Origin of the sequence: Paenibacillus phytohabitans, from assembly GCF_013141775.1 — a bacterium.
Lineage (GTDB): Bacteria > Bacillota > Bacilli > Paenibacillales > Paenibacillaceae > Paenibacillus_AQ > Paenibacillus_AQ phytohabitans.
The window spans coordinates 57046-69642 of sequence record NZ_WHOB01000023.1; the positions used below are offsets into that span (position 1 = coordinate 57046).

General features: G+C 55.2%; 8 protein-coding genes. 2 read left to right on the top strand and 6 right to left on the bottom strand.

Annotation, left to right across the window (positions count from 1 at the left end; translation table 11 throughout):
* Positions 1-534 precede the first annotated feature (534 nt).
* From GC101_RS09880 to GC101_RS09900, 5 genes are all read right to left on the bottom strand, one after another.
* Complete coding sequence (locus GC101_RS09880; RefSeq protein WP_171717102.1) at positions 535-3558, bottom strand: efflux RND transporter permease subunit; 3024 nt, start codon at positions 3556-3558, stop codon at positions 535-537.
* Between the two features lie 238 nt (positions 3559-3796).
* Positions 3797-4951, bottom strand: coding sequence for a cation:proton antiporter (locus GC101_RS09885; protein WP_171717103.1), 1155 nt, complete (start codon positions 4949-4951; stop codon positions 3797-3799).
* A gap of 166 nt (positions 4952-5117) precedes the next feature.
* On the bottom strand, positions 5118-6281 hold the full coding sequence (locus GC101_RS09890; protein ID WP_171717104.1) for an ABC transporter permease: 1164 nt from the start codon (positions 6279-6281) through the stop codon (positions 5118-5120).
* Complete coding sequence (locus GC101_RS09895) at positions 6274-7440, bottom strand: ABC transporter permease (protein WP_171717105.1); 1167 nt, start codon at positions 7438-7440, stop codon at positions 6274-6276. Before GC101_RS09895 ends, GC101_RS09890 begins: the two co-directional genes overlap by 8 nt.
* A 16-nt stretch (positions 7441-7456) precedes the next feature.
* The gene (locus GC101_RS09900; RefSeq protein ID WP_171717106.1) at positions 7457-8392 is read right to left on the bottom strand and encodes an ABC transporter ATP-binding protein; all 936 of its coding nucleotides are present in this window, start codon (positions 8390-8392) and stop codon (positions 7457-7459) included.
* Positions 8393-8608: 216 nt separating this feature from the next.
* On the opposite strand from GC101_RS09900, the gene GC101_RS09905 reads away from it, so the two are divergent.
* On the top strand, positions 8609-9769 hold the full coding sequence (locus GC101_RS09905) for a sensor histidine kinase (RefSeq protein ID WP_171717107.1): 1161 nt from the start codon (positions 8609-8611) through the stop codon (positions 9767-9769).
* Between the two features lie 52 nt (positions 9770-9821).
* Positions 9822-10481, top strand: coding sequence for a response regulator transcription factor (locus tag GC101_RS09910; RefSeq protein ID WP_171717108.1), 660 nt, complete (start codon positions 9822-9824; stop codon positions 10479-10481).
* A gap of 751 nt (positions 10482-11232) precedes the next feature.
* On the opposite strand, the gene GC101_RS09915 is transcribed toward GC101_RS09910, so the two are convergent.
* The gene (locus GC101_RS09915; RefSeq protein WP_425497140.1) at positions 11233-12555 is read right to left on the bottom strand and encodes a PDZ domain-containing protein; all 1323 of its coding nucleotides are present in this window, start codon (positions 12553-12555) and stop codon (positions 11233-11235) included.
* Positions 12556-12597: the final 42 nt, after the last annotated feature.

The window sequence follows — 12597 nt, forward strand, 5'->3', positions numbered from 1 at the left end:
TATTATCGCCTTTCTCGAAAATCCTGCCCAAAATACAACAATTCCCTCATACAAACGGCCGTAATCCAAAATTGTTGTACAAAAGACAACAATCCCCCTCATCCCGGCGGCTTAGCGGAACAATTCATGCATTTCATACAACAATTGCCATGAATACCCTTGAATCTATGTAGCCGAGTTGTAATACGTACAACATTCTGTCTACACAGTGTGAACCTGAGATTCTCAATCCTGCCAGCAACAGATCTGGTATGCAAAATGAAGGGTTTCACTAGTCTGGTCACATTATTGCAGGATCAGTTACTTGTTGGGCTGCTGTCTCAAGTGCGGCCTGGTTTGGACGAAGCTGACGAAGAAGACTCCACTGCCGCCCGCAGACGGCGAAGAGCAGTGCGGACATTTCCGCACTGCTCTCATTTATGCTCTCACTACTGCTGCCAACTCCCATTGCCGTCCCAATAACTACTACTTTTCATCAACTACTACTTCCAGCTATTCCATCCCGTTCCCTTCTTCCTGCAGCTACTTCCCCAATCAGCTAGGCAGATCCGTTGACGCCACAGTTCCGGCTGCGGCAGGCTGCTTGCGTTCTTTGGCCGATTTGCGGAAATAGAGCAGCTCATAGATTGCCGGAACTACGATCAGAGTTAACAAGGTTGCCGCAGTCAGGCCGCCGATAACTACAATGGCCAGACTCTGTGAGACGATGCTTCCCTGCTCGGACTGCCCGAACAGCAGCGGCAGCATGGCGCAGACGGTAGCAATGGCTGTCATCAGAATCGGACGCATCCGCGTGCCGGCTGCCTCCAGAATGGCTTCGCGGACCGTCATATGCTCCTCATTATGCTTAATGCGGTCGATCAGCACGATCGCATTGGTGACCACGATGCCGATGAGCATTAATGCGCCGAACAATGCGGTGAAGTCAGGGGTCACGCCCGAGATCAGCAGGGCTACGATAGCCCCGATTGCTGCGAGCGGCAGGGAGAACATGATCGCCAGAGGCGCACGCAGCGTCTTGAAGGTCAATACCATGATCAGGTATACCAGGCCAATCGAGATCAATGCGGTCATGCCCAGATCACTGAAATCTCCGGCCTGATCGGCCGAGGCACCACCTGCGAACAGGGTGACTCCCTCTGGCAAGGTAATGCTGTCAGTCGCTGCTTTAATATCTGCACCGATCTCCGAGACCCGCTTCGGATCTGCCTCTGCGGTAATCCGTACATAAGGCTTGCCGTCTTTATGATACAGCATTGCCGGCTGGTCGGTGACCGTAAGCTCTGCCACCTGTGACAGCGGCTGCGGGCCGGCGGATGTCATAAGCGTAATCTTCTGCAGTTCCTCCTGCGATGCAGGCTGAACCACTGGCTCCAGCACTACTGAGGCAGGGGAACCATCCAGCTCGATCTGGCCCAGCGGAACTGGATTTAGCATCGCACTAAGCTGCATGGAGATTTCCTGAGCATTCGCCACAGCCGGATTTACTTTGAACGCAAACACCGGCTTGGTATCCTCCATGTTGCTGGCTACCTTCCCTACGCCTTCAATCGTTTTCACTTTGGCAGCGACTTCCCGGGCAACCGCATTAATGGCCGGAAGATCATCGCCCACAATATCAATGTATTCATTGGTTGAGCTGGAGCTCATCATACTGGCTGCTCCCACGGTCAATGCTGCTCCGTCATAGGAAGACTGCAAGCTGCGGATATGGTCCATGAATACCTGCGCATCTGCATCTTCCTTCATCATGACGGTATAATCCACTTGGGTCAGCGACACCACACTGCCCCATTGTGCCGAATCTGCGCTATTACCGGATTGCATAATGACGATCTCCGCCTGCGGCTGCTTCATCAGTTCAGCTTCCAGCCGCTTGCCGTTCTCCAGCACCTCTGATACCGGAACATTATTCGGATAGACCAGCTGAACGGTTACCGTGTTGGCATCTGTAGCATCGAGCGCCCCTTTGGGCATCGTGACATAGGCGCCAATGGAACCCACAAGCAGCAGCAGTCCGAGGGATAACGTAATCCACTTGCGCTGCAGATTCCACTCCAGGAAGCGGCTGAACTTGCGGGAAGGCTCATGCTCCTTCAAGGAGGAGCCCTTCAGCAGCAAGGAGCTGAGCAGCGGTACTACCGTTAAGGCAACTATTAGCGAGGTCAGCAGCGAGTAAGTGACAGTCAGCGCAAACGGCAGCAGGAAGGCTTGCAGCCCGCCGCGCAGCAGCCCCATCGGCAGGAATACAGCTACCGTGGCAATCGTAGAGGTAGTAATCGCCCGGGCGACCTCTCCAGTTGCGCTGACTACCATTTCGCGGGACAACCGTTCTTTTTGCATCCGCCGGTAGATGTTCTCGATCACCACGATGCTGTCATCGACCAGCCGTCCAACCGCAACGGCAACGCCGCCCAGCGTAACTATATTCAGCGTGATCCCGGACACCTTCAGCAGGTACAAGGTAACCGCCAGCGATAACGGAATGGAGATAGCCGTAATCAGCGTTGCCCGTACATTGCGGAGGAAGATCAGGATCACAATCGTGGCGAATAAAGCGCCGAGCAGCACCTCACGCAGCATGCTGTTTACCGAGGTCACGACCATATCCGAAGTGCTGAAGATCATGGATACCTCGGCATTTTTGACGCTGGCGCTAAGCTCCTCTGCTGTACTGCGCACCTTGTCGCCCACATCCACCGCGTTGGCACTTGCTTCTTTGGTGATAATGAGGAACAGTACATCCTTGCCGTTCGAGCGGCTCACACTCTCTTGGTCCAGCTTGGGCTCGACAGCAGCAATATCTCCCAGCGTCACTCCCGCTGCCACCGGCAGCTTTTGAAGCGTATCGACGCTCTCAATGGACGAAACCACGTTCACATTGCCCGTGTGGCCGCCAATCGTCTGCTCACCCACAGATGCCGATACGCTGCGGCCCTGAAGCAATCCCATGACCTGCGCCGTGTTTACTCCCTTCGCCGCCATGGCTGCCGGATCAAGCTTCACCCGGACCTGCGGAGAAGTTTTACCGTAGAGGGCTACACTCGCTACACCATCAATTTTTTGCATCTCGGGCAGGATCTTGTTCTCGGCAATCTCCAGATTCTCCTTGGTAAGCCCTTCATCGAACGCTACAGTGACCTGCGACACAGGAATCATCGAGGTATTCAGCTGAATGATGAACGGGTCCATCACACCTTGCGGGAATTGCAGGGCATGAACTGCCTTCTCAACCTCCTGCGCCGCTTCCTTCATATTGGTTTTGCCGTCAAAATAAATATCCACCTTGGCATAGCCGTCAGCGGAAGTGGACATCTGCTCCGTCTTGCCTTTCACCAGTGAGGTCGCAGCCTCAATCGGCTTCGTCACTTGCGTCTCCATCGCATGCGCATCCTGGCCAGGACCCAGGACCGCAACGGTCACCTGAGGATTATCTGCCTCCGGCATGAATTCCATCGGCAGCGAGGTATAACTCATGATACCGACCACAAGCGCCATAACTACCAGCAGCCCGACTGCCCCCTTATTGCCAAACGACCATTTCGTAAGCCATGTCATTTCTTTTACCCCTTCCATTTCATCAAATGTATTGAACGCTTTATGTCTGTTCTCTTATGTATGAGCTGCAGATTCTTGCTTAAGTGTAGAAGCTTTGGGCTGATGCCAAAACGGTCCGGCGGAGGGTTTCGTTCTCGGTCTTAAGGCGGGTGGCGGCTCCTTCCAGAGGTACAACGCAAAAAAGCTGCCCTGTAGAGGACAGCCTGTTAAAGAATAGCCTGGTATCGACGCATAGCAATTAAGGCGAATTCCGTACCGCTTCTTCCCGGAACACACTCTTTAGCAGCGGCGGTGTCACCAGTGTGGTAATAATTACAGCAATGATAACGCCGGTGAAATATTGCGGCAGCAGCAGCCCGCTCTCAAGCCCCGTGGCCGCAATGATCAGGGCGACCTCGCCTCTGGAGATCATTCCCGTACCAATGACCAGTGATGAGCGGGCATTAAAGCCGGTAAGGCGTGCGCCGATTCCGCCGCCAAGCAGCTTAGCCAGAATGGCGACCAGGGACAGCACCACCATGAATCCGAGCTGGCTGCCCAGACCCTCAAAGCTGACACTGAGTCCGATGCTGACAAAAAAGACCGGCACAAACAGCGAGTACGCAATCGGCTCTACTTTGGACTCTACCACATGCTTGAAGGAGGTTTGTGCAATAGCAATCCCGGCAGCAAAAGCGCCGATAATTCCGGCCATCCCCATCATTTCAGCGAAATAAGCATACCCGAACAGAATCACCAGGGCGGCCGTGATCGTCGCTTCGGTCACCCGCAGCGGAGCAAGCCACCGCATCAACCGGGGGACAACCAGCCAGCCTGCAAGGACAGCGACGGCGAAGAACAGCAGTTTTTTGCCGATCAGCAGACTTATCGAAATATCATCGCCCGTGCCAAAGAAGCTCATCAGCACCGCCAGCAGGACCACTACCAGAATATCATCGACAACCGCCGCCCCCAGAATTGTGGAGCCTTCCGGCGTATTCAGCCGGTTCATCTCCTTCAGCACCTGAACGGAGATACTGACCGAAGTAGCACTCAGAATCACCCCCAGGAACAGCGCGTTATGATACGCGAAGCCGAACCATTCTCCGATGGCAAAGCCGCCTGCGAACGGCAGGATAATACCGCCAACCGCTACCGCGAAAGCAGACTTCCAGTTTTTGCGCAGCTGATCGAGGTCTGTCTCAAGGCCCGCGATGAACATCAGCAGCAGCACACCAATCTCCGACATGTAGTGAATGAACTCGCCGTCCTGCACCCAGCCCAGCACCGCCGGTCCCAGCAGGATACCGACAATCAGCTTGCCCAGCACGGCAGGCTGCCCCAGCCGCACAGACAGTTCCCCGGCCAGCTTGGTGAATAACAGAATCAGCAGTAAATATAAGATGAATTCCATGATGTACTCTACTCCTTTGATCTATATTGGCCCCTAAAAAAAGACAAAGAGGAGCCCTTGGTGACAGGCTCCTCCTAAAAACACATAAATATTCAGTTCGGGTCAAACTATTATCTCTAGTATAACTTTAATGATAATGGCTGTAAACCGCTATGCTTATTTAATCTCAGCCACTGATTCCCGCTTCATTCGGACGCAGTATGGTGGAGCCAATCGTCAGCAGGACTGCCGCCATCAGGCTGAGAATGGCAAAAGGGAGCCACAGCTCGTTCCAGCCTCCGCCCGTTGCGGCGATATCTACCGCCTGGATGGCCCATTTCTGCGGTGTGAAATTAGCTAGCTTCTGCATATAATCCGGCATGATCGAGATCGGCCAGAAGCAGCCGCCCAGCATACAGGTGGGTATAAGGATCAACGAATTGAGCATGCCGGCATTGCGCGGATTACGGATCAGTCCCGCTACGGTGCTGGCGATGCCCATGGAGACCAGCATGAATGCGGCCAGAACCAGGAAGTAGAGAAACATCGGCATCTCATAATCGTAGCGCAGTATCCATTTCCCCAGCGAGAGCACCACGATGATCTGAATAATCCCTACGAGAAAGCTGCCAAGGAAATTGCCGAGGGCAATTTCGTAAGAGCGGACCGGGGCGCTGAACATCCGCATCATCGTGCGTCCCCGGCGGTCATCGTTAATCAGGGACACGGAGCTTGTCACCAGTGTCATCAGGAACATGAGCGTCAGACCGGTAATCACACCCAGCGTCTCCCGGGGGTATAAATCATAATCCGTACGAAGGCTTCCCACATGATGCTGCTCCGCCTGCTTCAGCACAGCAGCGAACTGCGCCTGCTGATCTGCTGACGTGCCGCCGCTGACCGCAGCAACGGCATGCGCAGCTTCAGCCATGTTTCCGGCAATCGCATTGACCTTCATCTTGACGATAATCGAGCTCTCGCTCGCGCGAAGCTCATAGATGCTAATCTGCGGCTCCTGCCCGGCAATCAGGGCGGCTGAATACCCCTCTGGGATCCATATCCCTGCCGCCCCCTCCTGCCCGATCGCCGCTTCCTTCAATGCCGCCTCATCCCTGCGCTGCTCTAACTTGTAATCGCCGGTCTGCTCCAGTTCGGAGAGCAGATGCTTTCCGGCAGCACCCGTATCCATATTGGCGTACAATACGGTCGCCGGACCATCGCCAACGCCCCCAGTGAGTGAAATGATTCCTGCAACCACAACACTGGGCAGCAGAATAAATATCAGCACCCCTTTGACAGAGCCAAGGCTTCGGCGGATCATATTCCAGGCAATGGTTATTATTTTATTCATGGTAGCCCACCTTCCGGTATGAGACAGTCATTACACACAGCAGAACTGCACAAATCAGACACATCACCCATAAGTTCGGCAGAATCTGCTTCAGACCGGAATGGAGCATCATGCGGATAATCGCCTGCTGTGCCCAATGGTTGACTGTGAATGCACCGATGCTGTTCACCCAGGAATCAGGAAGCGGAGCCATCCCCCCGCTGACGAAGGTCATCACTACGGTCAGAACATTAATAACATTCGTTGCGCTAGCCGAAGTTTTGCTGAACAGGCAGATGACAATGGAGAACGTCATGGACGCGATGATCATCAACAGGCAGAACAACAACAGAAGTCCCGGCCGGTTGCCCCAATAGACACCGAACAGCCGGTCTGACAGCACAATGATCGCCAGACACTGAAGGATGCTGACCAGGCCTACCCCCAGCATTTTGCCGATAAACAGCTGGGAGCCCTTGACCGGCATCGAATTGATCCGAAAAAGCGTATGGTTCTCTTTATCACTGAAGAGAGAGCCCGTTACCGTCAGCCCGGTGTACAGAAGAAACATCATCAGCATGGAAGCCGCGTAGAACTGGGAGGCTGTGTAGGTTTTACCCCCGTTATTCAGATCACCCATCACCACTGCCCCTGCCTCTGCCGTTACCGGAGGAACTGCAAGTGCTTCCGGCCCAAGCGCTACCACTGCCGACTGCTTGTAATTGATTGTACTGAGAAAATTGTCAAAAGCCGTTCCCGCAACCAGATTATCGGTATGATTCTTGCCGAGAATAAACTCCAGCCGGGCGCGCTCTCCGCGCTGTACCTCTTCATCGAAGCCGGAAGGGACAATGACCGCATAGGCGTATTTGCCTGTACGAAGCCCTCTTTCAGCCGCCGCCCGGCTCTCTGTCTTGTGGGCGATGATGAGATCCTTCACTTCAGGAGCCTCCAGAAAAGCGGTTATCATAGCAGAGGTCCCTGCTTCTCCGCCTGCAGCATTCACAACAGCTACCCGTACAGGGTCGATCTCATCGGCTTCTTTCATACCCACCACCCCGGAGAGCGAAGCCCCCAGCAGAAAGATCAGCACCAGCGGCAGCAGAAACATATTAAGCAGCATCGAACGTGAGCGGAACAATCTGCGCAGTTCATAGATCATAATGGTCCAGGTATTCATCTCGCTGTCCTCCCCTCTAATCCCGTAATGTCCGCCCGGTCAGACTGAGGAACAACGTCTCCAGATCCGGCTCTTCAATGTTAAGGGAGGCAATTACCCCTTCATGCTTGGCGATAATAAACAGAATGTCCTGCAGCTCATTTTGTGAAGAAGGCAGATACATCTCCACAGCATCCTGCACGACCTCTACCCGGCTAATCCGTGGATGCTGACGAAGCTCGTTAATTAGAGCGGGAGTAATATTCGCCGCTTTAACCACTATTTTCTCCTCATGGGCTACCCGTTCCCGCAGCTCGCCCTCCGTGCCGCAGGCAATAATATGACCTTTATCCATAATCGCCACCCGGTCACAGACCGCTGCTACCTCCTCCATATAGTGGCTGGTATAGATAATCGTTGAGCCCAGCTTATTCAGTGTTTTGACCGATTCCAGAATGTGATTGCGGGACTGCGGATCAATGCCGACGGTCGGCTCATCCATAATGATCAGGCGCGGCCGGTGCATGATGGCACAGGCGATATTGAGGCGCCGTTTCATCCCCCCCGAGAAGGTGGACGGCTTATCCCTGGCCCGGTCGCTAAGACCTGTGAATTCCAGCGCTTCCTGAATCCGTTCCTTCAGCAGCTTCCCGCGCAGGCCATACAGCTTCCCGAAGAAGCTTACATTCTCTGCCGCCGACATATTCTCATATAACGCCAGCTCCTGGGGGACAAGCCCTATACGCTTCTTAACCTCCAGCGGCTTCTCCCTTACGGACAGGCCATCGATCATAATCTCGCCGCTGTCCGCCTTAAGCAGACCGCAGATCATGCTGATTGTTGTGCTTTTCCCGGCACCATTAGGGCCGAGCAGACCGAATATTTCACCTTCCTGCAGACTGAAATTCACATGGTCTACGATCAGTTTGCTGTCATACCTTTTCACCACATCGGTTAATACCGCAAGTGCCATTTGCCATCGCTCCTGTTCCCTTAGTTCTCGTATTCCCATTGTAGCGCAACGAAGGCGCCGCCGAAGGTACAGAAGGTCATCCTCCAGAGGTGACCAAAGTCATCTCCTGAACGATGGCGCTCTTATGCTAAGATGGAGATACCTGAATAGAGATAGAAGGATAAGTTATTGCGCAAGACATATAAATTCATTTATTTTAAAAAAGGATGACCCTAATTGACCAGAGAACTGAATATGCTGCGTTACGGTCTCATTATCATTCCTGCAGTACTATCTATCTACGTCTATGAGTACGCCGACTATGAACACTTCACGCTTCATTTCCTCCTGCTGCTCCTGATCGCGACGCTTGGCACAAAACTGCCGAAGCCCTTCCCTCTGCTCACCGGGGGTATTGAGCTGATCTTCACAGCCTGGCTGTGTTACCAGTACAGCACATTGATGATTTTCCCGGCCCTGTCGGCGGTACTGTCCTACTCCTGGCTGCAGCGTAAGAACACGGCAATTGCCTTCTTCTGTATTCACCTGGTCCTGCTCAATGTTGCCTTCCGCGATGCTGCCCCGGCTGTGCAGGCGTTCACGAACCTTACCTTCCTGCTGGCCGCCGCACTGAATATACAGCTGATCCGGACGGGACGCGGCCGCACAGATACCTTGTTTCTCTACGATGAGCTGCGTAAGAAGCATTTCGAGCTTGAGGAAGCACGCTCGCGCCTGCTCCAGTTCACCTCGCAGGTAGAGGTTGCCGCGCAAGCGGAGGAACGGGTGCGGATTGCACGCCAGCTGCATGATGATATCGGACACCGGCTAATCCGGGTCAAAATGATGACCGAAGCCGCCATCCATACCCTGCCGGCTGCTCCCGAAACTGGCCTTGGCATGATGCATCAGGTCCGGGACCAGCTCTCGGCCAGTATGGACGATATGCGGGCTGCGCTGAAGCGGATCAACTCTACACCGCAGCTTGAAGGTGCGTATGCGCTCGACCGGCTGCTGGAGGAGGTAGGCCGTGATACCGGCATTGCAACCGCCTATACTGTGCAGGGAATTCCTTATCCGCTCTACCCGAGCATTCAGGTCGTGCTCTACAAAAACGCCCGGGAAGCCATCACCAATGCACTGCGGCACGGCAAGGCGGACTCTGTCTGGATTACCTTATCGTATAGGGATCACGAGATCATGATGGAGGCAGGAAATAACGGCCGGCTGCCCGAAGAAGACGCCCTGTATAAACTGCAAAGCGGCGGAGGCATGGGTCTAACCGGTATGACGGAACGCACCGTCCTGATCGGCGGGACCCTGGAGCTGCGGCCTGTGCCGCAGTTCACAGTCATTACCCGGTTGCCTGTGTACAGGCAAGGAGAGGATTTTCAGTAATAGTTATGGGCTGGCAGAGCCCCAATTACAGTGAGAAGGAGCTAAGCATAGGATGATTAAAGTATTGATCGTGGACGACGACTCTTTTATCCGTGAGAGCTTGAAAGTGCTGGTTGGGCTGGACCCCGAGATTGAGGTGGCCGGTACGGCAGGAGATGGCTTTGAAGCGCTCGCTTTGCTGGGGACACCAGGCGGCGGGGCTGATGTTGCACTCATGGATATCCGGATGCCGGGCTGCGGGGGCGTCGAAGGCACACGCCTGATCAAAGAAGCTTATCCGCACGTAGCCGTTCTGATGCTGACTACCTTCGACGATGATGAATATATCATTGAAGCACTGCGTAACGGAGCCAGCGGTTATCTGCTCAAGAACATTCCGCCGGATCGGATCATTCAGGGCATCAAGACTGTACATGAGGGCAACATGCTCATTCATCCGGATATCGCCCGCAAGCTGGCCGGCTTCCTCCAGCCGCCTGTCCGTCAGGAGGCCGCCCCTAGGCAGGCTCTGGAATCCTACGGGTTGACTAAAGCAGAGCTGACCATAGTGTCCTCGATTGCAGAGGGACTTACCAATAAAGAGATTGCCGGGAAGCTGTTCCTAAGCGAAGGCACGGTCAAAAACTATATTACCGATATCCTCAGCAAGCTCGGGCTGCGGGACCGTACACAGATCGCCATTCTCTATTTGAAGAGTCAGGGGATCGGGTAGGAGATCGTGGCGGCTCGGGGAGCGGCACGGTTGTACATGTGGAGGCAGCACGGGGACGGCACGGTAGTACATGTGGAGGCAGCTCGGGGAGCGGCACGGTAGTACATGCGGAGCAGCTCGGGGAGCGGCACGGTAGTTCATGTGGAGGCAGCTCGGGGAGCGGCACGGTAGTACATGCGGAGCAGCTCGGGGAGCGGCACGGTAGTACATGTGGAGGCAGCTCGGGGAGCGGCACGGTAGTACATGCGGAGCAGCTCGGGGAGCGGCACGGTAGTTCATGCGGAGCAGCTCGGGGAGCGGCACGGTAGTTCATGTGGAGGCAGCACGGGGAGCGGCACGGTAGTACATGCGGAGCAGCTCGGGGAGCGGCACGGTAGTACATGCGGAGGCAGCAATCTCTCCTCCACTGGCCGTTTGTGGGTTGCCTCAGCACATTGTTGTACTTTATGCAGGATTTCTGCCGGATTGGCGGGTGCTGAGCGCATATTGTTGTACTTTTTGCAGGATTTTCGCCGAATTAGCTGTTGCTGAGCGCATATTGTTGTATTTTGTGCAGGATTTCCACCTGATGAGCGGGTGGTGGGCGTATATTGTTGTACTTTGTGCAAGATTTCTGGCGGGTTGGCGGGACGGTGGAGCCTTCAAGTTGCAGGATTAAGTAAGTAAACTCTTAAATTCACTCAAAAAAGGCCAGTTCCCTGGATGTTAATCTGGGAACTGGCTTTTAACTGTTACAGGTTAATTAATTCCGTCAGACTCCGGCAGATTTCTGCTTAGCCTCCGCAGAGGCGGCCGGCTTCTTCCGGCCCCGCCGCCCGGGCGTATGCCCCTGCTGGCGGGTTCCCGTCTGCATCCCGATGATGCTGAAGATGCTGGATGGCTTGGCCTCTGCGGTCACGCTTCCGTCCGGCTCCGGCACCAGAATGATGCCGAGCTGATGGTGATCGCCATCGTAGATCGCGCGCTGGAGGTATTTGCTCTCGCCTTCGCGGTTCAGCACCTCCAGCTTGCAGAACGCCGAATTCATGCGCAGCGCCTCATGCAGCTGCGCTGCGCCGGTCAACAGGACCCCGTTGACCTTCAGCAGGACCTCGCCGGGCAGGATGCCCAGCTCCTGCCCGGGGCTGCCCGGCAGCACGGCCAGCACCTTGCGGCCGGCCGGGGGATGCACGAAGACGGGACTGATACTGCGCTCCTCCAGAGCGCTGTACCAGCTTAACCCTTCGTGCAGGAGCACTGCACTGAGCGCCGCGACCACGGTCAGCGGGCTCCACCAGTCCGCAAGCAGGCTTAAGCCGAGCAGGACGATGCTGTATACCAGCAGCCGTCCTGAAGTGCGGGCCGCCTTGCGTCCGGGCAGCATGCCCTGGGTCATCTCGCTGAAGCCGATGATGACCGGCAGGGAGACCAGGCCCAGGCCCCCGCCCAGCAGCGGATGCCAGGGCAGTTCGCCGATTCCCGCACCCGGGGGAATCAGCAGGAACAGCGGCAGCGGCCAGAAGGCCTGCAGCTGGTAGCCGCCGACCACCTTGCCGCGCTTGCCGGCCAGGAAGAGCGGGGTCGCCAGCCTGGCGCCCTGCCAGCGCGCCAGCAGCGCTTCAGCCAGATGGAGCAGCGCGGCCAGCACCAGCAGCGCCGGGATATCCATCTCCCGCAGCGCCCCGGCAATCGTTCCCGCGGCTCCGCTCTGCAGCGTATCCGGAAAGAACGAAAGAACAAACTGTACAATTCCCAGCACACCTATAGAATACGCAAAGCATAAATAGCGCACACGAAAAAGCATTAATACCAGACTGACCACCCAGATGCAGGCTACAGCCGTATAGGATAAGGAGATACCCAAGGCTACAGCTGCTAAGGAAACAATAAGTCCCGCAACCCCGCCGGTCCACACCGTCCGCCATGTTTCCCGGCCCCAGCTGTGCAGCTTCACATGGATGAGCTTCCGCTCCAGCGCAACCTGCCTGCGGTAATAGAGTGCAATAAATATAAGAGCGATATAGTAATAAGGCTGAATCAGCAGATGAATGACCGCTGTACCCCAGCTAGCAAGCAGTTCCAACATCACATTCAAACCGTTCGTCACACTCCTTTTCGTCCGGGACCAGTGGAAATG